20 protein-coding genes are annotated in these 22191 nt (G+C 60.8%); 3 read left to right on the forward strand and 17 right to left on the reverse strand.

The genetic code is table 11. The features are described from left to right. The first annotated feature begins 54 nt into the window (after nt 1-54). Both ABR948_RS00880 and ABR948_RS00885 read left to right on the forward strand, forming a co-directional pair. Entirely contained in the window at nt 55-393 is a 339-nt protein-coding gene (locus ABR948_RS00880) for a type II toxin-antitoxin system RelE/ParE family toxin (protein WP_428113320.1), read from the forward strand. Continuing rightward, nucleotides 390-671 (forward strand): helix-turn-helix domain-containing protein, encoded by a 282-nt coding sequence (locus ABR948_RS00885; protein WP_428113322.1) that lies wholly within the window; start codon nt 390-392, stop codon nt 669-671. Before ABR948_RS00880 ends, ABR948_RS00885 begins: the two co-directional genes overlap by 4 nt. Before the next feature lie 561 nt (nt 672-1232). Here ABR948_RS00885 and ABR948_RS00890 read toward each other — a convergent pair. From ABR948_RS00890 to ABR948_RS00935, 10 genes are all read right to left on the reverse strand, one after another. Next, on the reverse strand, nt 1233-2891 hold the full coding sequence (locus ABR948_RS00890) for an S-methyl thiourocanate hydratase (RefSeq protein ID WP_428113323.1): 1659 nt from the start codon (nt 2889-2891) through the stop codon (nt 1233-1235). Beyond that, complete coding sequence (locus ABR948_RS00895; RefSeq protein WP_428113325.1) at nt 2892-3497, reverse strand: glutathione S-transferase family protein; 606 nt, start codon at nt 3495-3497, stop codon at nt 2892-2894. An 18-nt stretch (nt 3498-3515) separates the two neighbouring features. Continuing rightward, complete coding sequence (locus ABR948_RS00900; protein WP_428113327.1) at nt 3516-4583, reverse strand: S-methyl thiohydantoin desulfurase; 1068 nt, start codon at nt 4581-4583, stop codon at nt 3516-3518. Between the two features lie 91 nt (nt 4584-4674). Continuing rightward, nucleotides 4675-5676 carry a quinone oxidoreductase family protein gene (locus ABR948_RS00905; protein ID WP_428113329.1) on the reverse strand — a complete coding sequence of 334 codons (1002 nt, stop codon included), beginning with the start codon at nt 5674-5676 and terminating at the stop codon, nt 4675-4677. 155 nt (nt 5677-5831) lie between these two features. Next, nucleotides 5832-6551: an ABC transporter ATP-binding protein gene (locus ABR948_RS00910; protein ID WP_428113331.1), complete on the reverse strand. Its 720-nt coding sequence runs from the start codon at nt 6549-6551 to the stop codon at nt 5832-5834. Continuing rightward, a complete protein-coding gene (locus ABR948_RS00915; RefSeq protein WP_428113333.1) occupies nt 6538-7305 on the reverse strand; it encodes an ABC transporter ATP-binding protein in 768 nt (255 codons plus the stop codon). The genes ABR948_RS00910 and ABR948_RS00915 overlap by 14 nt, the downstream gene beginning before the upstream one ends. After that, on the reverse strand, nt 7302-8150 hold the full coding sequence (locus ABR948_RS00920) for a branched-chain amino acid ABC transporter permease (protein ID WP_428113334.1): 849 nt from the start codon (nt 8148-8150) through the stop codon (nt 7302-7304). The genes ABR948_RS00915 and ABR948_RS00920 overlap by 4 nt, the downstream gene beginning before the upstream one ends. After that, nucleotides 8147-9016, reverse strand: a complete 870-nt coding sequence (locus ABR948_RS00925) for a branched-chain amino acid ABC transporter permease (RefSeq protein WP_428113336.1) — start codon at nt 9014-9016, stop codon at nt 8147-8149. The genes ABR948_RS00920 and ABR948_RS00925 overlap by 4 nt, the downstream gene beginning before the upstream one ends. Nucleotides 9017-9074: 58 nt before the next feature. Then, on the reverse strand, nt 9075-10253 hold the full coding sequence (locus ABR948_RS00930; RefSeq protein ID WP_428113338.1) for an ABC transporter substrate-binding protein: 1179 nt from the start codon (nt 10251-10253) through the stop codon (nt 9075-9077). 14 nt (nt 10254-10267) lie between these two features. After that, nucleotides 10268-11671 (reverse strand): UbiD family decarboxylase, encoded by a 1404-nt coding sequence (locus ABR948_RS00935; RefSeq protein WP_428113340.1) that lies wholly within the window; start codon nt 11669-11671, stop codon nt 10268-10270. Between the two features lie 212 nt (nt 11672-11883). Between ABR948_RS00935 and ABR948_RS00940 the strand changes: the two genes are divergently transcribed. Further along, nucleotides 11884-13734, forward strand: coding sequence for a LysR family transcriptional regulator (locus ABR948_RS00940; protein ID WP_428113342.1), 1851 nt, complete (start codon nt 11884-11886; stop codon nt 13732-13734). 21 nt (nt 13735-13755) lie between these two features. On the opposite strand, the gene ertB is transcribed toward ABR948_RS00940, so the two are convergent. The 7 genes from ertB to ABR948_RS00975 form a co-directional block, all read right to left on the reverse strand. Beyond that, on the reverse strand, nt 13756-15399 hold the full coding sequence (gene ertB / locus ABR948_RS00945) for a thiourocanate hydratase (RefSeq protein WP_428113344.1): 1644 nt from the start codon (nt 15397-15399) through the stop codon (nt 13756-13758). 7 nt (nt 15400-15406) lie between these two features. Beyond that, a complete protein-coding gene (gene ertC / locus ABR948_RS00950; protein WP_428113345.1) occupies nt 15407-16495 on the reverse strand; it encodes a thiohydantoin desulfurase in 1089 nt (362 codons plus the stop codon). After that, the gene (ertE, locus tag ABR948_RS00955) at nt 16495-17778 is read right to left on the reverse strand and encodes an N-carbamyl-l-glutamate amidohydrolase ErtE (protein WP_428113347.1); all 1284 of its coding nucleotides are present in this window, start codon (nt 17776-17778) and stop codon (nt 16495-16497) included. The genes ertC and ertE overlap by 1 nt, the downstream gene beginning before the upstream one ends. A gap of 12 nt (nt 17779-17790) precedes the next feature. Continuing rightward, entirely contained in the window at nt 17791-19143 is a 1353-nt protein-coding gene (gene ertD, locus ABR948_RS00960) for a hydantoin-5-propionate amidohydrolase (RefSeq protein ID WP_428113348.1), read from the reverse strand. Nucleotides 19144-19414: 271 nt separating this feature from the next. Further along, nucleotides 19415-20119 carry an ABC transporter ATP-binding protein gene (locus ABR948_RS00965; RefSeq protein ID WP_428113350.1) on the reverse strand — a complete coding sequence of 235 codons (705 nt, stop codon included), beginning with the start codon at nt 20117-20119 and terminating at the stop codon, nt 19415-19417. Beyond that, nucleotides 20112-20924, reverse strand: a complete 813-nt coding sequence (locus ABR948_RS00970; RefSeq protein WP_428113352.1) for an ABC transporter ATP-binding protein — start codon at nt 20922-20924, stop codon at nt 20112-20114. The genes ABR948_RS00965 and ABR948_RS00970 overlap by 8 nt, the downstream gene beginning before the upstream one ends. Then, complete coding sequence (locus tag ABR948_RS00975) at nt 20921-22180, reverse strand: ABC transporter substrate-binding protein (protein ID WP_428113354.1); 1260 nt, start codon at nt 22178-22180, stop codon at nt 20921-20923. The genes ABR948_RS00970 and ABR948_RS00975 overlap by 4 nt, the downstream gene beginning before the upstream one ends. Nucleotides 22181-22191 lie beyond the last annotated feature (11 nt).

Consider the following 22191-nt stretch of genomic DNA (forward strand, 5'->3'; position numbering starts at 1 on the left):
CCATCAGTAGAAAGGAGTTGCCATTTCATACAAAATTTTGTATAGTCGGTCTTAATGATCGATCCCAAGCCTGTCGAGTTCCGAGGCAGCGCACTCGACGATTTGCGCGCATTCCCAGAGGCTGCCCGGCGCGAGGCGGGACATCAGCTCGACCAAATCCAGCGCGGGCGCGAGCCGGACGACTGGAAGCCCATGAATACCGTTGGCCGAGGGGTGCGGGAAATTCGAATTCGAGATGCCGCGGGAGCATTCAGAGTGTTGTATGTGGCGAAGTTCGACGAGGCCGTCTTTGTGCTGCACTGTTTCCAGAAGAAGACGCAGAAAACGAGCAAAGCGGATCTGTACCTGGCCGCGCAGCGCTACAGGGATTTATTGAAGGAGCTAGGTCAATGAACAAGAAACGCTTCGCCAATGTGTGGGATGCAATTGAGGATACACCTGCGCAGGCTGAGAACATGAAGCTCCGTTCGGCGTTGATCATCGCGTTGAAGGATCATATCGCCCGGACAGGACTAAGCCAATCGCAGGCCGCCAAGCTGCTTGGTGTTACCCAGCCGCGTATCTCTGATCTCATGCGTGGCAAGATCGAATTGTTTGGCCTCGATACCTTGGTCAATATGATCGGGGCTGCCGGCTTGCATGTTGAAATGCGGGTCTCGAACGCAGCCTAAATACGAAGCCGGCCCTCTGAGATCGCACGCTACGCAACCACCAGCAAAAACGGCAAACGGCGAAACCGACATTCGTTAGGTGGCACACGCTCGTCAACGGGCGCCGTACTGCATTTGATACGACATGGCCGACGACGACCATGCTTAAGTAATTGATTATACGCTGCTATTCCTGCTAAGTCGGTCCAGTCCATCATCGGGGCAACGGAAAAACGGTGGTCTAACATGTTGTTTTCATTTAACTCTTGAGCGTGATTCCGTCCAACCGATTTGGGGCTGACACGTCATCGGACGGATAGACCTAAAGCATTTTCCTTTCTTTTCAACTGGTTGAACCAATTTTAACAACTTCACGTAATTCGTCTTCGTCAAGTTTTTCTCGATCCAGTACTGCAACGCTGTACTGGCTGAACGCGTGCAGTTACCTCGGCGTTAGACGCCACTACGACTCTCCCCGGAGCGACCGCTATGCGGCCACACGCGGCCATTCACGCTAGGGCTATCTTACCAACAGCGGCCGCGCTGATCCGGCAATGATCGTTCTCATCACGAACAAGAGGCTTAAGAAGGCAGTCCGAGAGGGATGGTTGCCGAAAGACCCGATCGCTCGGCTTGTTCGATCGCTGTCGGATAACCGGCATCTGCGTGACGCAGCACGCCGATACCGGGATCGCCGTCGAGTACACGTTTAAGGCGCTCGGCGGTCGCTGGGTTGCCGTCAGCGACAATCGTCACGCCAGCGCTCACACCTCGCCCGCCGAGGCCATGAACGGCGACCAGGTCGGCTCCAGACGAGCAATTCAGTAGCGCGTTGAGGATCGGCCAGTCCGCGATCGCGTCGGAGCCATCCATCATGTTTTCGGTTTCGCGATGCGGCATCGACACCGAACCGGAATCCAGGTGATCGCGGGTGAATACAATCGGTGCCGATATCCTGCCACTGGCGACGGCCTCGTTGACCGCCAGCGCCAGGCGACTGCGTTCGCCGTAGCCGAGCCATCCGATGCGCGCCGGCAATCCCGTGAACTTCACATGCTCGCGTGCTTTGCCGATCCACGACGAGATCGGGTGGTTGGACGAGAACATCTCCAGGATCATGTCATCGATCGTGTAAATGTCCTGCGGGTTGCCTGACACGGCGATCCAGCGGAACGGTCCGATGCCCTCGCAAAACAACGGCCGGATATAAAGATCCACGAAAGAACCCATTCTAAAGGCATCTTCGACGCCCGCGGCTTTGGCTTCGGCACGCAGGCTATTGCCATATTCGAACACGATCGCGCCGCGATCCATGAACCCAAGCATGGCGCGGAGATGCACGGCGACGGACTGTCGCGCGAGCGCCATTAATTTCTGCGGATCGCTCTGGCGCATCGCGCGCGCTTGCTCCAGTGAAAGTTCAGCAGGCACATAGCCTTTGAGTGGGTCCGGAAACGTCTGATCGGTGACAATGTCCGGCAGGATGCCGCGCTTCGCGAGTTCGGGCAGCACGACGGCCGAGTTCGCACGCAGCGCCAGCGCCAGCGGACGGCGTTCGTCTCGCGCGGCAAGCCATTGCGCAATGGCATCATCGAGGTCATCAGTGGTCGCATCGCAATAGCCGCTGGCAATACGACGGTCGATACGCGCCTGATCGACCTCGATTACCAGCGTCGATGCACCCGCAAGTTTTCCGGCAAGCGGTTGCGCGCCGCTCATGCCGCCGCAACCGGATGTCAGCAGCAACCGACCGGCCAGCGTACCGCCGAAATGTTTGCGGCCGATCGCCGTAAACGTCTCATAGGTGCCCTGCAGGATGCCCTGGCTGCCGATATACTGCCATGCGGCGGCCGTCATGCCGGGCATGATCGTAAGCCCCATGTCGTCGAGCTTGCGCCGGCTCTCCTCCTGGCTCCATTCTCCGACGATATTGCCGTTAGCCATGATTACCAGCGGCGTGGTCGTCTGGCCCGGGAATAAGCCAATCGGTTTACCCGACTGCATCACCAAGGTCTGGTCTTCGCGCATCGTGGTCAGCGTCGCAACGATGCGGTCAAAACTGTTCCAGTCGCGCGCCGCGCGGGCGATCGACATGTAGATCACGAGATTTTCCGGATCCTCCCCGTTTTCGAGATTGTTCTCGAGCAAACGCAGGATCGCCTCCTGGCGCCAACCCTTGCAGCGCAGTGTCGTGCCGCGTTCAGCCTTGACCTCCTTGCCGCGACGGACGGGAATGTTCATTTACGCCTCCTGCACCAAGGGAACCCATCCGGGTTGGGACTGAAACCGCGAGATCCACGCGGCGATCGATGGAAATCGCGTCATGTCGTAACCGCCCTGCGACGCCATCGACACATAGCCGTACATGCCGATGTCGGCGATCGTGTAGCGGTTGTCGACAAGCCATTCGTGCGTGGCGAGCCAGTTGTCCAGCTTGGCCAGCGCGACGTAGGCCCCCTCCTGGAAATCGGCGATGCGACCCGCCATCTCATTGGCGATGCCGCGCATGTGGTAAAACCGCGGCAGCGCCAGCGCACGCAGCAGGTCGGCCTGCTCAAACGTCAGCCAACTCGTGACTTCCGCTCGAAGATAGCGATCGTCAGGTAACAATGATGAGCCTTCCGCCAGATAGAGCATGATAGCCGCTGATTCCACGATGGTGCGGCCATCCTCAAGCTCCAGCACGGGGACGCGGGCAAAGCGGCTCTTGGCGCGAAATGCCGGCTCGCTCGCCGCGCCCTTTGCCAGATCAAGCGTAACGCGTTCGAAAGGAATACCAAGCTGCGTGAGCAGGATACGCACCTTCCAGGCATTGCCGGATAACCGGCTATCGTAGAGACGCAGCATGATTGGCGTGGCCTTTCGTTAGAGATACGACCGCATGTCGACGCCCATGGCCTTCTCGACCTCGGGAAATACCGCGGGATCAAGCGCACCCTTGCCGACCGGAAATTTCGACCGGTGCGCGATGATGACGGCGACGCGGCTGCCGGGCTTGGATTCCGAAATCGACACCACCTCTCCGGTCAGGGGATCGAGCGTTCCGATCATGTCAGGGAAAGTGGCGACACGCTTGCCGCCAAAATCGGCGGTCATGAATTCGTTGTAGACGCCGAGCACCGCCTCACCGGTGGCTCCCCGCACGGTCATCTGGCCGAGATCGAACCCCCCGCCATAGACCACGGTGTTTTCCGTGACCTCTCCCTCTACCAGCAACTCGCCGCCAAGGAATTCGACCGTGGCGCGGACGCGGTCGGGGCCGGTGGCGGCCAACATCGCCCGGCCGAGTTCGAGCTGGAACGTAATGGCGCCCGGGGCTCCATTCTCTTTGATGAATCCAGCCGTCAGCGGGCCTCGCGCGGCGTAGATCAGGCCGCCGTTGATGACGGCCGCCTGGCGCATCATGTTGGAGGTGCGGACGATGTCGCCTTCGGCGACAATCGCGAATTCAGATTTTTCGGATTTGCTGCCGCTGCTGCCGACCTGCGTGATGGAAAGATCGAGCCGCGAAGCCAGACCCATGCCGCCCATCTTTACGGTCGGATGGCCCCGGCCGTTCGATGCCGCATCGATGTAATCAAGTCCGAGCGCCGCCGCGACCAGCCACGCATTGAAGCCGGGGACGTGCCCGCAGATGACGCCGACCGGCGGCCGCTCCAGCCTTTCGATAAGGCGCCTTGCCGCATTGATGGAATCGCGCGGCTTGATGGCCCAATTGGCAAAGCCGGGTGCGCCAACCGCGGTCGCGGTGATGATCAGCGCGTCGGGATCGAGTTCATCGAGGGCGACCAGACGAACGCCGCCATAGTCGAGCGCCATCTGCCCCAATCCGCGATTCTTGTCGACCGCATTCCTTCCACTGCCGCCGGCCGACAAAAACAGGCCTCCGACCAACCCTGCTTCCACATCTTCGGTTGTCAACATGCGCGTCATTGTTCGTTTTCCTTCAACCGTATGGGTGGTGCGATTGCAGACCAGAATTGGCAGTTGGGGCTAAGATTGAGGGCGTCGAGGCCCGGGCGACCTACGGAATGAGAAGCAGCCGGCCGGAAAGTCCTTTCCGTTCCATCAAGGCATGTGCTTGAGAAACTTCCGCGAGCGGCATTGTCCTGTGCATTGGAGGCTTGATCGAACCATCAACAAGCCATTCGGTGAGTGCCCTTATTGCGCCACGTAGAGTCTGCCCATCCAGGGTTTCCGACGAATAACCGGTGAGAGTTCTTGGATGAATCAATTCGTAAGCATTGAATCGCACATCGCGGCCCCCGACCGCACCGACGAGCGACAGCGTCCCTCCTGGCCGCAACGCAACGACGCAGGGTTCGAACAGGTCACCGCCGACAGAATCAAGGACACCGTCGACGCTTCGCGGATCCAGTAATGGCGCCTGCGTAGCTTGTGACGTGACTATGACCTCGTGGGCGCCAAGCGAGCGAACATAGTCGACTTGTTCCGGTCGAGAAACGAGGCCGATCACTGTTGCATTTTGAGCGCGAGCAATCGCCGTTGCCGCAGATCCAACGCCGCCGGCCGCCCCTGTCACGACAATCCGTCGGCCCGCAAGTTCCCCAATCCTGCGGAGACCTTCGTAGGCTGTCACCCCTGGTAAGCCAATCGCCGCCATCTCATAGGGATCGATTCCGGACGCAACAGGCGCAACAGCGGCGGCCGCGACGGTGACGTATTCGGCGTAGCCCCCGGGCCGTCTGGCATGAACCCCTCCAAGGCCTTGCATCATGGTGATCACGCGATCACCCCGGCTAACCTCGTGGACAGCCTCCCCCACCTCCTCGACCTCGCCAAGCACTTCCACGCCGGGAACATAGGGGAACGGTTGTGGCTTTCTCACGGGCCAGTTTCCTGCCCGTATCTCCAGGTCCGTATGGTTGACGGCCGCTGCGATGCTCCTGATCCGAACCTCGTCTGGTGCGAGTGTCGTCAGGGGCACTTCGGCATAGGTCAGCACCTCGGGGCCACCATACCTGTGCATCACGACCGCATGGGCGTTCTCTTCCGTGAATCGCATAAACTACTCCTAACTTTCGACCTGGCCGTGGTGGTCGCGACCATTTAACTCGGCGGTGACGAACAGGCCGCCGATCGATCCTGCTTCGAAATCGTATGCGATCATGCACGTCATTTTCTTATCTCTTCACGGGCCGCACACGCGGCGATCTACCTTCAGGACGGCTCCGGCTCATTGATGCCGAGGAAAGTTGCAAACATCGATCCGGACGCCTTGGCTTCGGCGGCGGTGCCCTGATAAACCTGGATACCCGATGAAAGCACGCAGACATGATCAGCCACATCGAGCGCGCGCGCCGTATTCTGCTCCACGAGGACGATGGTCAGGCCTTCGCGTTTCAACTGCATCAAAGCGTCGAGGCACAGATCGACCATCTTCGGCATCAGGCCGAGCGACAATTCATCCACCAGCAACAGCCGCGGTTCTGCCATCAGCGCCCGGCCTATCGCCAGCATCTGCTGTTCGCCGCCCGACAGCGATCCGGCCAACTGGGTCCTGCGTTCGAACAGCCGGGGAAAGATGCTGAATACTTTATCGCGTTTGACGGCATCGCGTGCCAGCGGCAGCGCGTAGCCGCCGACAGTGAGGTTTTCGTCCACCGTAAGATCCGAGAACAATTGGCGTCCCTCCGGCACCAGCGCGATGCCGAGGCCCACCCGGTCGATGGCGCGGCGGCGCGTGACGTCTGCGCCATCGAGAACGATGCGGCCGCCGTGAATATCGATATGCCCCATGATGGCCATGATAGTGGAAGTCTTGCCCGCGCCGTTCGGTCCGAGCAGGGCGAACACCGAACCGGCCGCAACATCAAAGCTGATGTCATGCACCGCTTCGACAGAGCCGTAGCCGCAGTTGAGGTTTTCAAGCCTGAGCATGCGCCACCATTCCGCCGCCGACGTAAGCGTCGTGCACCACCGGATCATCCATGACCTTGCGCGGCTCGCCATCGCCGATGACGAGCCCGTTGTTCAGCACGATCAGGCGGCGGCAGATGCGCATCACCTCTTCCAGATTATGCTCAACGAGAATTACCGTGATGCCGCTTTTGTGGACCTCGGAAATGGTTTCGACCTGCCTGGCCGCTTCGGTGTGGTTGAGGCCCGCCAGCGGCTCATCGAGCAGAACAACCTTTGGATCGACGGCGAGCGCGCGCGCGACTTCGAGGCGTTTCATCTGTCCAAGCGGCAGCGATCCCGCAAGTTTGCGTTCGGTGCCGGCCAGACCTACCTGGGCGATGATATGCCCGGCGCGCTCGCTTTCGCGCCGCCGATCGATGTGCAACATGGCCCGGAACGGGTTCGATGTCCGGCGGTAGCCCGCCGCGAGCACGACGTTGTCGAGAACCGTCATTTCCCGGAACGGACGAACGATCTGGTGCGTAAGCGCGAGGCCGCGACGGATGCGCGTCGCCGTTCCATCGCCGGTGACATCGCCGCCGGCGAGCATGACCCGCCCGCGGTCAGGACGGAGCATTCCCGCGACAATACGGATCAGCGTGGTTTTTCCGGCGCCGTTCGGACCGATCAGGCCGACGAAATCACCGGCTTCCACCGCAAACGACACGCCGGCTACAGCCTGGACGCCGCCGAAGCGGATGGCCACGTCATCGAGCTCAAGCGCGGGACTCATGATCGTTTCCACCGAAGTACGAGGCTTTGAGCCATGGCCGCAAGACCTCCTGGCGCGAGCCGGATCACCAGCACGAGAAGCCCGCCAAAGATCAGCAGGCGATAATCGTTCACAAACCGGATCGCCTCCGGCAGCAAGGTGAGGCCTACGGCGGCGACCACGACGCCCCAGGTCGAGCCTATCCCCCCGATCACCACCATCGCCATCAGCATCACCGACAGGATAAAGTCGAACGCATCGGCCGTGATGAACTGGGTGAAGAACGTATAGAGGCCGCCGGCAAGGCCAGCGAGCGCAGTTCCTATCCCAAACGCGGCAAGCTTATAGGCTCCCGAACTGATGCCGACCGTGGCGGCAGCGCCTTCGTCTTCACCGACCGCGCGAAACGCAAAGCCCATCCAGGAGCGGCTGATGTAAAAGCTCAGCGCAATCGTCGCGCAGGCAAACAGCAGGATCATGATCATGTTGCCGACTGCGCCAAGGCCCGTTGCCGGGATTGCGCTGATCCCCATCTCGCCACCCAACCATGCCTGCTTGCGCACAAATCCAATAAACAGGAAATTCACGCCGATCGTGGTGACGGCAAGAAAATCGGTCCGCACACGCAGCGACGCGAAACCTACGATGATGCCGAGTACACTGCCGGTAATGAGAGCCACGCCAAGTGCGAGCGCTACACTTCCAGTGCCCACCATCATCAACGCCGCCGCATAGGCGCCGGCGCCGAAAAAGGCCCCGTGTCCGAGGCTGATCTGCCCGCAAAAGCCGCTGATCATATTCAAGCTGACCGCCAAAATGACGTTGATGCCGATGATCGAGACGATGCTGATCTCATAGGCGCTCATGCCGTGCGCACCCCGGTAAAGCCCTGCGGGCGGACCATCAGCAGAACGATGAGCGCCAAAAAGGCGATCGCATCGCGATCAAGCCACGCGCCCACATAGATCGTGCCGTAGGCTTCGATCAGGCCCAGAACCAAACTCGCCACCAGCGTGCCGCGAACGCTGCCGAGTCCGCCGAGCACGATAATCGCGAGGGCCTTGTAACTCACCACGAAGCCAATTCCGGGATCGACGAGGTTGTTGAGCAGCGCGACCAATCCACCGGCCACGGCGGCGAGCGCCGAGCCGATTGCAAAATTGAGATAGCGAACCTTGATCGGGTCGACTCCGAAACTCGCCGCCATTTGCGGCCTGGATACCGTAGCGCGCCAGCCGATCCCGATACGCGTGCGCGTCGTGAACAGATGCAGCGCCGCGAACACGACAGCCGTGGTGATCACGATCGCGATCTGCACCGCACTCACCGTGATACCGTCAAAATTGAAGGTTCTGGACGTCAACGTGTTTCGGTGAAACGTGATGCCCTGCTCGCCGAAGACGATGCGAAACGCATCCTGCATCAGCACTAAAAGCCCCACCGAAGCGATCATTGGAACGTCCGGGCGATATTTCAGCAACGGCTCATACAGCAGCCGATAGATGGCCATTCCAAACAGCGGCGTAACGACGATGGCCGCGACAAAGCCGAGTGCGACGCTCCCGCTCGCATTGGAGGCGAGCACCGTAATATAAGCGCCGAGCGCAAATACCGCCGCATGCGCGACGTGCAGGATGCGCAGCAGCCCATACACAAGCGTGAGGCCCACCGCCATCATCGCGTACATGCATCCGAAGCTGACACCGGTCACGGCCAAATCGACGTAGTACACTAATCAATCCTTCGTCCTTGGACGGCGGAAGGCGTCCGCCTTCCGCTCGAGTTGCCGCCTACTTCTCTGGCGGCGCAAACGCGTCGAGATCGGTGATTTCGCCGGCAGACTTGAATTTACCGTCCTTGATCACGTTGACGCTCATCGGCATGATAATCTCGTGGAGGTTGTTGAAGGCATTCATGTTGCCGTCCAGGAAAGGGAAGTTTTTGGTGGCGGCCAACGCGTCGCGCACCTTTTCGGGGTCTGTGCTATTGGCGCGCTTGATGCCGTCCGCCATCAGCTTTACCGCAGAGTACGTAATCGCCGCGACGCCTTCCGGCGCGTAGCCGGCGCGGTTCTTGAACTCGGCAAAGAACCTCTGCAACGTCTCGTCCTTCCGGTCGCGGTCGAAGCTGTCGATAATGTAGGTGCCCTCTGCCGCCGGTCCCGCTATCTCGATGAATTTTTCAGAATCGAACGCCTGCGAGCCGATGATGGGCACCGTAATGCCGGCGGCGCGCAGCTGTGACACCAGCGGCCCGGCGGTGAAGAAGTAGCCGGTGGCATAGATCGCGTCGGGATTATCGCGCTTTACGCTGGCGACGATCGAACCGAACTGGCGGTCCTTCAGCGAATAGCTGTACTTGTTGAGAACCTCGATGCCATATTTTCCGGAAGCAGCGAGGAAACCATCCATGGTCGACTGGCCGTAGTCGTTGTCCATCGTGATGGTGGACACTTTCTTGATGCCGAGCGTCTTGCCGACATACAGCGCCGTCGCGGCGCCCTGCGGTTCCCCGAGATGAACAAGACGGAACATGTAATCGCCGGCGCGCGTGATGTCGGGATGTACGCCATATGCCGAAATCATCACGACGCCGGCCTTCTGGAACACCGGCGCCGCCGCGCGCCCTGAGGCGGAATAGCTGCCATTGACCACAAGCTTGACGCCGTCTTCACCGATCAGCTTGTTCGCCGTGAAAATCGCCTGGTCCGACTTAGCCTGGTCGTCATAGGTGACCAGCTCGATTTTCTGGCCAAGCACCCCGCCCGCGGCGTTGATGTCTTCGACCGCCATCGTCGCTGCGATCTGTGCGGATTTTCCGTCCGTGGCGGTCGGCCCGGTCAACGGAGCCTGAAAACCGATCTTGATGTCGGCGCGCGCCGGCATCGCCGCCGCGGCGCTCAGCAGCACGACGCCAGCAAGGAGCGCCTTTGCGGAATGAGCCGACGGACAGAAGCTACGTTTCAACATGGTTTTCTCCGTTGCTAGAGGTGGATTGGCCCGATCGCGGGAACACGATTTTCGCGCAAGATATTTCGTGCACGGGCGAGTGCGGGTTCCGGTGGCCGCGCGAGGTCCCAGTCCGGACGATCATCCTTCTTGCGCGTCGCATCGATGCCGAGTTTTGTAACCGTGCCGCCCTGTTCGAGCGGTTCGGATCTGTCCGCCCTTACCGCCGGAATGATGACGAAGTCGCGGTCCGGCTTCGCTCGCGTGGCGTTGGCCCATTCGACCTGGACTGCATCCCACGGATCGATGTCGTCGTCGACGATGATGACCTGTTTGACCAGATTGACGGCCGCCCACACCGCGAACATGGCCTTGCGCGCTTCGCCGGGCCGACAAGCATGAATCGCGACCACCGCATGCAGACGCCCGGCGCCGCCGATCCCGACCGCGACCTGCTTGACGGACGGCACCGCGCTGCGCACTTGCCGGAACAGCCCCGCCGCGATGGCGACGCCGCCGAGCAGGCAATGTTCGGGATGATATCCCGGCAGGATGACCTGGAAGATCGCATCGTGCCGGCGGGTCAACCGCGTAAAGGTCGCGACAATCCCCGCGCCGTAATTCTCATACATGCCGTGAAATTCGCTGACCGGTCCTTCGATGAACGGCTCTCCTGCGTCGAGCCTGCCTTCCAGAACGAGTTCGCAATGAGCCGGCACCAGCAAGTCCGACTGCGTGCACCGCACGACGTCGAGCGGCTCTCCGAGCAGCGCGCCGGCAACCGGGAGTTCGTCCTCGCCCAATCCGAGATAGAGGCAAGCCGCCATCAGGATAGCCGGGTGATTTCCGATGCAGACCGCGATATCGAGTTTCTCATCTCGCGCATGCGCTGCCCGCGCCAATACGGCCAGATGGTGATTGGGGGCGATCCCAACGAAAGCCCGGTTTCCGTCCAGCGGCATCAACCGCGCGATCGAAAGGTTGGTGTCGCCACTGATCCGGTCCCTGGCGATGATGGCGCCGGCCGTGATGTAAGGCCCACCTTCTTTCTCAAAGAAGCGCGGAATCGGCAGCTCATTGTCAAGCGAGGGATTGTCGATCACTTCTTCCTGACACGGTGCAGTCGCGATCACGCGATGAGTCAATGGCTTCGCTATCGCCGCCAGCAGCGACGTCTGGATCGCGTCGGTTGCGCCGCTCATTCCCATGGCAAATCTTGGCAGCGAATTGAGCAGGTTGCCTACAACCTGCATCTTCGGTGAACGCGCGTCGCCTTCGATATTCGTAAACCGCAGCGCCAAAACGGATTCGGACAGACACGCCGCAACCTCGTAATCCAGCTTCACCGGCTGTGAGATTGTAACAAGCTGCCCCGCGTCCTCGAGCGCAGAGAGGAACGCACGCATCGACTGCCGGGAAACTGGCGTTCCGTCTCTCATGGCTTCCTTTACGGGCACGCGAGGCTGACCTCGTTCCCTCAGTAAACTGGGCGGGGATTCATCGGTCCCGGCGCCATTTCATATCCTGGATCATATCGGCCATCTCGGCCGGGTCCATCGCTTCAACCCGCGAACTGGGGCATAGGTAAAAGCGAAGCTGTGATGACGCGCGTTCCGCAAACGGCTAAGTTCCGGCCAGCAACCTGGATCCCATGGTCGAACTCCGCACCCTCGCTTACTTCGTAGCCACCTGTCGGGCCGGCAGCCTCGCGCTCGCCGCGGACGAACTCGGCATCGCCGTATCGACGCTGAGCACGACGATGAAGACGCTCGAACAGGACCTGGGACTGGAGCTGTTTCGGCGCATCAACAACGGTCTCTACCCGACGGAAGCGGCGCGAACCTTGATACGCGCCGCAGATCCTTTGCTGATGGCCGAGCTGTTCGCGCGCCGTTGGGTCGCGGCGCCGTCGAAGACCCAGCTCAAAGTGCTCACGGTAGACATCGGCCTGAGTTTTACCATCGGGGGAATAAGCAAGGCGCTGCGCCGTGCGATCGAGACGATGGGAGCAGACCGTCCAGACATACTGGTCGACCCGGTCTGGACGGACGAAAAGGACATTCCACACATCAGCGCTCTGGCGCAAGACTGGAACGGTCCTGAACGCAGCCGCGTAACGATCGTCCTGGGTGACGAGAACCACAGGGAATCCCGGCGCGCCGTCACGCTGCTCTCCGATCCCTGGGTGTTTGCCTGCCGTCTACCCGCGGGCACGCGCCAACTCCCGAGTGCAGCGGAACTGGTCGCGGGCCGCCTGGTGATTCCTTCACTCGCGCCGCCGCTGATCGAACAGGCCGACCGCTTCTTCAGCCAGCATAAAATTACCGGCGTGCGCTTTCTCAACGATCATCCGGGCGACCTGCCGCGCTTGATGGACGATTATCCCGATACGGCGCTGTTCGTACCGCAAAGCCTGATCTCTCCACGGCTTGGACTGTTGAACGTTGCGGTAGTTGCCCCGAACAAGCCACTGGCGATGAAGGTCGTCGCGCGTGCGGCAGATCCGAACGCGATAACGACGGCGTTCATGCGTCACCTGAAGACGGCGCTCGCCAACAAGGACCCATCCCGCATTGAACGGCCAAGGATCAGCCTGCGGCAGATTCACTATTTCAACATGGTGTACCGCCTTCGCCGGGTGTCCGCAGCAGCACGCGGTGCCAGCATCAGCCAACCGGCTCTGAGCGAACAAATCCACAAGCTGGAAGCTTCGCTCGGAGGCTCGCTGTTCGAACGGCACGGCGACGGCGTCATTCCGACCGCAAGGGGGACCCGTTTCGCATCGATGGCGGCACTCATCGAGCCCGGATTTCGAAGGCTTACGACGGAAGACGACAATGCCGCTCCGCCGCAGAGCCGGCGCCTTGCCGTCGGCATTCTTCCATCGGTCAACCAGCACGGCTTTCTGGTCAACCGGATCACCGAAGCCATACTGGACATTCAAACGCGACATCCCACACTCAAACTCGTCATTCAGGAGGCCCCGAACGGCACGTTGCAGGACTGGGTGATGCGTGGATTGGTGGGCGTTGCGATCGTCGAAACGGTCCTGCCGCATATGCCGCGCCTGCCGCTGGGGTCCTCCGAGGGCCTCGCAGCGGTAGCGCATACGCGCCATAAATTGCTTCCGCCCGGACCTGTGAAGCTCACTGATCTCGCACGGATGAAGCTTGCCTTGCCCACCAACCGGTTCGGCCTGCGGCAACTGTTCGATACCGCGGCCGAAGAACGCGGTCTGAAGATCCACCCCTACATGGAAATCGACGCGCTTCCCATGGCTGTGACGATCCTCGCCCGCGCGCCTGTCTGCACCGTGTTGCCACCATCCGCGGTAGAACGCGAAATAGCGAGTGGCGACCTGATTGCACATCCGATCATTGACCCCGTGATCTCCCGGCGTTTGTTCGTGATCTATTCGGGCGAGCGCACCCTGAGCGAGCCGGAACGCAGCCTCGTGAATACCCTGCGCAAGAAACTATCCGAACCCCGCAGCGTCAACTGACCTTTCACCGCGCCTGCAAATCTACGGAAGGCTGAAATGCCGAAGGCCCTTGCTTTCGATTTCTTCGAACGACTCGGGATATCCCGCGTCGGCGTAGCGCATGACACCAAGAGTTGTATCGTTGGTCATCGACAGATCGAGGCGTTCTTCCGCCTCGCGCGTACCGTCCGCGATCACGGTCACGCCCGCGCTGGTCATATAGCCGGAATAGCCGCCGCCGCCTGAATGGATCGCCACGAGGTCGGCCTGCGACGAGCACATCGCCATCGCGTCGAGAAGTGGCCAGTCCGCGATCGCATCCGATCCGTCACGCATCCGTTCGGTCATGATGTTGGGATGAGCCATCGCCCCCGCATCCAGATGGTCGCGCGTAAACGCAATCGGACCCGACAGCGTGCCGTCGCGAACCATGCGGTTAACGGCGATTGCCAGCGACGTGCGTTCGCCGTGACCGAGCCAGGCGATCCGCGCCGGCAGCCCCTCGAAAGGCACATATTGGCGAGCCAGCGCGATCCAGTTGGTCAAAATGTGGTTGTCGGGAAATGCCTGTAGAAGATGATCGTCGATCTTGCGGATGTCGTCGCGATCGTTGGACAGCGAGATCCAGCGGAATGGCCCGATCGCTCGCGCGAATAGCGGCCTTAAATAGGCTTCGGTAAAAATCGGGATATCGAACGCATCCTTTTCGCCGCCTTCGAACGCCTGGGTCCGGATCAGATTGCCGTTGTCGAAGACCACTGAACCGGCCCGCTTGAAACCGAGCATTGCATGCACGTGACGCACGATCGTGGCGCTATTCTCCCGCATCAACGTCTTGGGATCTTCTGTGCGCATCCGCTTTGCATCGGCCAACGTCCGACCGGACGGCACATAGCCATAGACAAGGTCATGCGCCGAGGTCTGGTCGGTCACGACATCAGGAATGATATGGCGCGCGAGCAGCGCCTCGTAGACGTCTGCGGCGTTGCCGGCCAGACCAATCGAGGTTGCGCGTCCTTCACGCTGTGCGGCAGCGACCATCGCCATGGCCAGGTCAAGGTCGTCGGCGCGCTGGTCGAGAAAGCCGTTGGCCATGCGTTTGGCGATGCGCTCCGGATCGATCTCGACGCACAGGATCACCGCGCCGGCCATGCGACCCGCCAGCGGCTGGGCCCCGCCCATGCCGCCGAGACCTGCCGTGAGAATGAAGCGTCCCTTGAGACTGTTGCCGAAATGGCGTTCGGCGATCCGCATGAAGATTTCATAAGTGCCCTGGATCACGCCTTGCGAGCCGATGTATTGCCAGTCTCCCGCCGTCAATCCGCCCCAGCAGATCAAATTCTTCTTCTGCAATTCATAGAAATTTTCGGCTTTCGCCCATTGCCCGACCATGTTGCAGTTTGCCATGATCACGATCGGCGCCTTGTCGTGGGTCTTGATCAGGCCGATCGGCTTGCCGGACTGCACGATCAGGGTCTCGTCATCAGCCATGGTGCGCAGCGTCTCGACGATCTTGTCGTGAGACGGCCAGTCACGCGCCGCCTTGCCGAGCGCGGCATAGACCACGAGATTGCCCGGGTCTTCGCCGACCGCCAGCACGTTTTCGAGCAGACGCAGCAGCCCTTCCTGGCGCCATCCGCGGCAGCGCAGGTTCGATCCGGATGTAACGGTGAATTCCCTGCTCATCGCTTCCTCACGCCAGCGCATATTTGGCGATGGGTATGCCGAGCGCCGCCTCGCACACCGGATAGACCGCGGGATCCCTGACCGACGAACTCAACGGCAAATGTGTTTTCGCGATGTGGAACACGGAGAGCTCGAAACCTTCCCGAATATGGCCCACGCTGACTGGACGACCGTCCGAACCCAACGTCGTGATCACATCGGGGAATGTCGCCAGCCGTTGGCCATCGCCATCCTCGACGGCCATATATTCGTTCATGACGTGGAGCACGAGATTGCGTTGCCCGCAGTCGATCGTGATCGTGCCAATATCGAACGCGGCTTCGGTGTAGGTCACGGCCTTGCGCGTAACCCTGCCCTTCCCGAGAATGACACCCGAAGTGGCCTTGCAGATCGCATCGATGATGGCGTCACCTCCATTCGCCTCGGCGCCCAGAATGGCATTGCCGAGTTCCAAGGCCCGCGAGATTCCGCCAAGCGCTGCGTTTTTCTTGACATACGATGCACGCACCGGGTTGCGGCAGCTTGCGATAAATCCGCCGGACATGTCGGCGGCCTTGCGCAGGATCGGCGAAATTTTCGCGGTGGCACCGCGGACGACGAGCTCGATGTAGGAATTGCTGTTGCGATGGCCGCCGACGGCGACCTGAATCGTCGCCTCCGGACTGCCAGCCATGCCGATCGATCCCATATCGCCGGTCGGATGCGCGCGGATGTCACCGACAGCGTCGACCACCTTGGTTCCGAGCAGCGCGGACGGCAGCCACGCATTCATGGTGCTCGACATGCCGTTCTGGCCGATCATCAGCCCATAAATCGGGGCGCCCAAGGCATCCTGCAGCATCTCGACTGCCTTGACGTAGTCGACGCCCAGCATCTGCCATTCGGTTGTACCGGCCGGTGCGCCGATCGCGGCGGCCGTCGCGATGTAAGCATCATCGGGAATCTCATCCATCGAAACCAGTTCGGGTTGGCCGATGCTCACCGCCGCCGTGCCTAGCATCCGTCCATGATCCGCCCAGCCGCCGCCGCCCGCGGCAAACACCGACCCGCCGCGGATGGCGGCCTCGACATCCTGTAAACCGAGAATACGTCCCATCATGCCGCTCCCTGTTGCACATTCCGCGTCAAAGATTGATCGAGGTCCTTTACTGCCTGATAGATGACCGCGGCCCCCGCCGCCAGCGCGTCGCGGTCGGCCCACTCTTCCGGCGCGTGGCTCTTGCCGGCGCGGCAGGGCACAAACACCATGGCGGACGGTGCGATGCGGCTCATGAACGCGGCATCATGCCCGGCGCCGCTCGGCAAATCCATTTGCTTGAGGCCCAATTCGTTGGCGCCTTGACGCAATTTGGATCGCAGATTTTCGTCGCAGGCGACGGGCGGTCCGTCGGACAGCGTCGCGAACGATGTGCGTGTGACCTGGGCCGCCAGGGAATGCGCCACGCTTTCTCTATCGAGGATTTCCACGAAGCGTCTCGTCAAGTCTGGGTCGGTCGTCCTGATGTCGACGATAAGGCGACAACGGCCGGGCACGATATTCGAAGCTGAAGGATCAACCGTCAGAACGCCGACCGTTGCGACGAAATAACTCGGCCCTTCGGCGGCCAATTGTTCGGCCGCACGTCGCACCGACGAGACAGTGCCGGCGGCAGCCACGAGCGCATCGTGACGCAAGGCCATCGGCGTCGTGCCGGCATGATCGGCCTCGCCCTGAAACACGAGTTCGATGCGGCGAATGCCGACGATCGAGGTGACAATGCCGACATCAAGCGAGCAGGATTCGAGCACAACGCCCTGTTCGATATGCAGCTCCAGAAACGCGCGGATATCGTCGCGCCTTGCTTTGCCAAGGCGGGTCGGGTCGCCGCCGACGCGCCGCAAGGCCTCGCGCAACGCCTCTCCTCCAGGTTCCGTCAAATCGAGCATCTTGTCATCCAGGGAGCCGGTCATGCCGCGGCTGCCGACGCAGGACAGTCCGTATTCGCTCGGTTCCTCGGCAAGGAAGTCGATGACTTCCAGCGTGTGATCAAGACGAATGCCGGAATCGCGCAGCGCACGCACAATCTCAAGTCCCGTGGCAACGCCGGCAATTCCATCGAACCGCCCACCCGAAGGCACGGTGTCGCTGTGCGACCCAATCGCGATTACCCCGAGGGCGGGATTTCGACCTTCGATCCGGCCGATCAGGTTGCCGGCGGCATCGAGCCGTGTCGTCAGGCCTGCCTCGGAAAAACGCCGGGCCAGCAAGGCACGACCTTCCAGAAACAGCGCGGTAAAGGACCGTCGCGTATAGGGTCGCGTCGGGTCGGTGATCTCCGCGAGCGCCATCACATCGTCCCACAGACGATCGGCATCGAGCGGGAGATTGGATTTCGTCATGTGGCTCAGGGGCTAATGTGCATGTATGGGGCTTACAAACCGCCCTTGCCCCGGCTCGGCCAACACGCGCCCGTCGGCGGCAACGCAGGTGCCGCGCACATAAGTCTCAACCGGCCGGAACGGCAACTCAATCCCGTCATAGGGACTCCAGGAAACGAAATTGTTTCCGCTCGCGGCCGCGCTGTAGCGATAGGGATCGCGCCGCATCAATACGATGTCGGCATCACCGCCGACCTGCAGCGCGCCCTTGGCATGCGTGATCCGAAACAGCGCCGCCGGATTATGCGCGAGCAGGCGAGCCGCATGGGTCAGCGACAGCTTGCGCTCGTCCAATCCCTTGAGCAGCAATCCGTACAACACCTCAAGACCCGGGATTCCCGATGCATTCTTGAGCATGTTCGGATCGGTCTTGCGGTCCTCCGACCAGCTCACATGATCTGTCGAGACGATTGTGACGTTGCCCGCGGCAAGGTGATGCCACAACGCTTCGACCTCGGCACGCGGCCGCAGCGGCGGGTTGATCTTGGCCTTGCCGCCCAGTCTGCGAACATCATTCTCTTCGTCCAGGATCAAATAATGGATGCAGGCTTCGATCGTCGCGCCATGCCCCTGGGCGCGGTAGGCCGCGGCCAATTCGTATCCGCGACCGATCGAGCTGTGCACGATATGGACGGGACAGCCCGCACCTGCGCCGAGTTCGTAGACTTCGGCAGTCGCCAGCGCCTCCGAGATCGGTGGACGCGACAACCCGTGCGCGGTGTAGTCGGTAATGCCCTTTGCCTCTACGTCGGCCATGAAGGCACGCACCATTTCGTCGTTTTCGTTGTGAATGCCGGCGATCAGGCCGCGTTTGCCGACGGCCTGAAAGGACTTGTAGAGGACATCCGGGGGTATGCGAGGGAAACGCTTAGGGTGCGTTCCGAACGTAGAGAACTTGAAAGCCGCGGCACCGGCATCGACGAGTTCATCCACTCTCGTGGCTCCCTCGTCCGGGTCGATCGTGGCGTAAAGGGCATAGTCGACCCGCGCTTGTGCCCCGGCTTCCCTGATCTTGGTACGGAAACGCTCTGCCGTGGCGATCAAACAGTTATCGTCGTAGGGCATGTCGACGATCGTGGTGACGCCGCCTGCCGCAGCGCTGCGGGTCGACCAAATAAAATCTTCCTGACCTAGCTGGCTGCGGCTGTGAACCTGCGCGTCGATCGCACCCGGGAACACGAAGAAGTCGGAGCCCCCGTGCTTTTCGCCCGCGGGTCTAGTTCCCGAGCCAACCACTTGTACTTTGCCATCTGCAACCAAAACATAACCGTCTTCGATTATTCGGTCGGACAAAACGACCGTCCCCGCAAACACCTTGTCCGCCATCGATCCCTCGTGCACTCTCGGAGCAGCTACGACGCGAGCGCGTCAGCCGCTTCTGAGAACGATAATCGAAGATGATTGGCTCCACTAACCCTGATCGGCCAAAGTGGCCGATAGGAAAAACACAACGAATCTTCAATTCGAGGATTAGGAACTGGGATCGAACACTTTCGAGGTGGACCGACGTGACTGAAAGGAACTCAGGGTAAAGCGCCGTCGCTGATCTACTGCCTTCCCCGCAGGCCCAGTAAAAAAGTAATTTATTACAGCAGTCTCACTGTACACCGAGGCGCTGGAACAATAGATCGGTCTGCTGGGACAGCGTCGCCGCATCTCCCTGATGCACGATCTGGCCGGTTTCCAGAATATAGACCCTGTCGGCAACGGCGAGTGCGCTATAGAGGTTTTGTTCAACCAACAGGATCGAAAGGCCTTCGCGCTTGAGATCGAGCAGGATCTGCTCGAGGAGCTGCACTGTCACCGGCGCAAGACCCTCGGAGGGTTCGTCCATCAGGATCAGATGCGGATCGATCATCAGCGCGCGGCCGACAGCCAGCATGCCTCGCTCGCCCCCCGACAATTGCCCGCCGCGATGATGCCGCCGTTCGGCAAGCCGCGGAAAAATCCCAAACACCCGGTCCACTGTCCACCCGCTTTTAGCGCGCGCGCTCTTGAGCATTGTGAGATGTTCGGTCACCGTCAAGGACGGGAACAGGCGCCGCCCCTGCGGCACGATCGCGATCTTGCGCGCGGCGACTTCGTGCGGTCGCAACCCGATCAGATTTTCGCCGCGCCAGGTAATCGAGCCCGACCGTATCTGGGGCGGTATCAGCCCCATCAGCGAGCGAATCAAGGTCGTCTTGCCCATGCCATTGCGACCGAGCATGGCCACGATCTCGCCTGCGCCGACGTCGAGAGAGACACCGCGTATCACCTGGGCTTCCCCGTAGCCGCTGTGTAGATCGCTAACCTCAAGCATGGCGCGGGGTCCCCAGATAGACCTGCTGAACCTGCTTGTTACCGCGGATGCCGTCCGGCGGCTCTTCGACCAGTATGCGCCCCTCAAACATGCAGGTGACGAAGTCGACCAGGCCAAGCGCCAGGTCCATATCGTGCTCGATCAGTACAACCGTGATTTCGCGGTCCAGTGAACGAATGATGTCGGCGACCATCGAACGCTCCAACGGTGACAGGCCCGCAGCAGGCTCATCGAGCAGCAGCAAACGCGGCGTGGTCACCAGCGACAGCGCGATCTCGAGCTGGCGCTGTTCGCCGTAGGACAGCTCTTTGACGATGACGTCGGCGCGCGAAGCAATCCGCGCCGCGTCAAGCGCCGCAGCTATCCGCGGTCGCTCGCTGGAATCCTCATCGGGCCTGCCAAACAGGGAGAACTTGCGCGATGATCGCCCGCGCAGGGCCAGCACCATGTTTTCACGAACGCTAAGCGTCGGAAACAGGTTGGTGATCTGGAAGGTGCGCGAGATCCCCAGCCGAGCACGGCGATACGGCGGCAGTCTCGTGATATTTTGGCCATCGAACGCGATGCAGCCGGATGTCGGCGGCAGACCTCCGGCGATCGCGTTGAAAAGAGTGGTCTTGCCAGCGCCATTAGGGCCGATGATGGCACGGCGCTGACCGCGTGGAACGGACATGCTTACCCCATCGACCGCTCGCAAGGCGTCGAACGCAACCACAACATCGGACAGCGTCAGGATTGGTTCGGACACGAAAATTCCCGGTAAGCGGGACACGGCAGAGCCGCATCCCGAATAGATACGGCTCAAGCCTTTTTGATGCCCTGGAAGGTGCGCGAATAGGGCGGCTGCTTCATGTAGGTTTCGGGATCGTACTTCCAGAATTGCGACACATTCGGATAGCTCGTGACGGGTATGTTCCAGAATTTGCCGTCGGCCCGCTTTACGACCTTACGGATGTAGACGTCGTAAATCGGATTGCCGTAGGCATCCAGCTTCACGGTCTTGCCAAGCGGCGATCCCGTGAGTTCGGTCTTCAACACCGTATCGATGAAGGCATCGCGGTCTTCAACCTTGCCAGCCATTTTGTCCAACGCCTCGGCGACCCACATGATCCCGGAATACATGGAGAACCCATAGAGTGAGGGAATCTTGCCATATTTCGCTTCATACTCCCTGGTGAATTTCTGGGTGACCGGATTGTCCGAACCTTCCGCGAAGTGGGCTGGCGAGATAATGCCCTCGCATTCTTCGCCCAGGTTGCGGATAACCGATTGGTCGGTGCCGTTCATGGCCGCCAGCAGCGGGATCTTCCCCTTGAGCCCAAAGCTTGCATATTGCTGAATGAAGCGTGTGGCGTCGGCGCCGGTTTCCATGGCGAAGATCGCATCGACCTTGAGATCGGCAAGCTGGCCGAGATACGGACTAAAGTCGGCGGTGTTGAGCGGATGCCAGAACTGCTGCACGATCTCGCCACCGCCCTCGGTAAAGACCTGGGCCAGCCCGCCGCACTGCTCATGGCCGAAAGTATAATCCTGGCTGATCGTCGCGATTTTTTTGTAACCCTGTTTCAAGGCCCAATCGCCCAGCGGGTGCGTGAAGGCGCTGGCGCTGTAGCCGGCCACACGGATCACGTTCTTGATGCGTTGGCGCTGCGTCAAGTCGTCGGCGGCGATGATCGGAATGAAATAAGGGGTACCGGTCCCCTTGACGTAGTTGGCGACGGCCAGGCCGGTGTTGGCGAGCAAATTGCCTATCAGCATATGGCAATTGCCCTGCTCGACCAGACGGCGCGCCTTCTGCAGCGCCGTGTCGGGATTGGATGCGTCGTCCTCGATCACCAGCTCGACCTTGCGGCCGGCGATCTCACTCTTGACCTGATCGAGGTAGAATTGCACGCCTTCGACCATTTCCTTTCCGCCGGAAGCAACCACACCGGTAAGCGGCGCCATCAAGCCGATCTTGATGGGGTTAGTCTCGGCATTTGCTGTAGTCCAAGGTGCGACGCCCGCGCTCGCGGCGGTCAGCGCCGCCGTGGATCTCTTCAGAAATTGCCTACGGTCCATTTCAACATCCT

The organism is Bradyrhizobium sp., assembly GCF_050014615.1.
In the GTDB taxonomy this organism is placed as follows: domain Bacteria; phylum Pseudomonadota; class Alphaproteobacteria; order Rhizobiales; family Xanthobacteraceae; genus Bradyrhizobium.

Excerpts from the sequence above, each read along its gene's own strand:
- ABR948_RS00880 (WP_428113320.1), top strand. The coding sequence starts at position 55 with ATGATCGATCCCAAGCCTGTCGAGTTCCGAGGCAGCGCACTCGACGAT.
- ABR948_RS00885 (WP_428113322.1), top strand. The coding sequence starts at position 390 with ATGAACAAGAAACGCTTCGCCAATGTGTGGGATGCAATTGAGGATACA.
- ABR948_RS00890 (WP_428113323.1), bottom strand. The coding sequence starts at position 2,891 with ATGAACATTCCCGTCCGTCGCGGCAAGGAGGTCAAGGCTGAACGCGGC.
- ABR948_RS00895 (WP_428113325.1), bottom strand. The coding sequence starts at position 3,497 with ATGCTGCGTCTCTACGATAGCCGGTTATCCGGCAATGCCTGGAAGGTG.
- ABR948_RS00900 (WP_428113327.1), bottom strand. The coding sequence starts at position 4,583 with ATGACGCGCATGTTGACAACCGAAGATGTGGAAGCAGGGTTGGTCGGA.
- ABR948_RS00905 (WP_428113329.1), bottom strand. The coding sequence starts at position 5,676 with ATGCGATTCACGGAAGAGAACGCCCATGCGGTCGTGATGCACAGGTAT.
- ABR948_RS00910 (WP_428113331.1), bottom strand. The coding sequence starts at position 6,551 with ATGCTCAGGCTTGAAAACCTCAACTGCGGCTACGGCTCTGTCGAAGCG.
- ABR948_RS00915 (WP_428113333.1), bottom strand. The coding sequence starts at position 7,305 with ATGAGTCCCGCGCTTGAGCTCGATGACGTGGCCATCCGCTTCGGCGGC.
- ABR948_RS00920 (WP_428113334.1), bottom strand. The coding sequence starts at position 8,150 with ATGAGCGCCTATGAGATCAGCATCGTCTCGATCATCGGCATCAACGTC.
- ABR948_RS00930 (WP_428113338.1), bottom strand. The coding sequence starts at position 10,253 with ATGTTGAAACGTAGCTTCTGTCCGTCGGCTCATTCCGCAAAGGCGCTC.
- ABR948_RS00935 (WP_428113340.1), bottom strand. The coding sequence starts at position 11,671 with ATGAGAGACGGAACGCCAGTTTCCCGGCAGTCGATGCGTGCGTTCCTC.
- ABR948_RS00940 (WP_428113342.1), top strand. The coding sequence starts at position 11,884 with ATGGTCGAACTCCGCACCCTCGCTTACTTCGTAGCCACCTGTCGGGCC.
- ertB (WP_428113344.1), bottom strand. The coding sequence starts at position 15,399 with ATGAGCAGGGAATTCACCGTTACATCCGGATCGAACCTGCGCTGCCGC.
- ertC (WP_428113345.1), bottom strand. The coding sequence starts at position 16,495 with ATGGGACGTATTCTCGGTTTACAGGATGTCGAGGCCGCCATCCGCGGC.
- ertE (WP_428113347.1), bottom strand. The coding sequence starts at position 17,778 with ATGACGAAATCCAATCTCCCGCTCGATGCCGATCGTCTGTGGGACGAT.
- ertD (WP_428113348.1), bottom strand. The coding sequence starts at position 19,143 with ATGGCGGACAAGGTGTTTGCGGGGACGGTCGTTTTGTCCGACCGAATA.
- ABR948_RS00965 (WP_428113350.1), bottom strand. The coding sequence starts at position 20,119 with ATGCTTGAGGTTAGCGATCTACACAGCGGCTACGGGGAAGCCCAGGTG.
- ABR948_RS00975 (WP_428113354.1), bottom strand. The coding sequence starts at position 22,180 with ATGGACCGTAGGCAATTTCTGAAGAGATCCACGGCGGCGCTGACCGCC.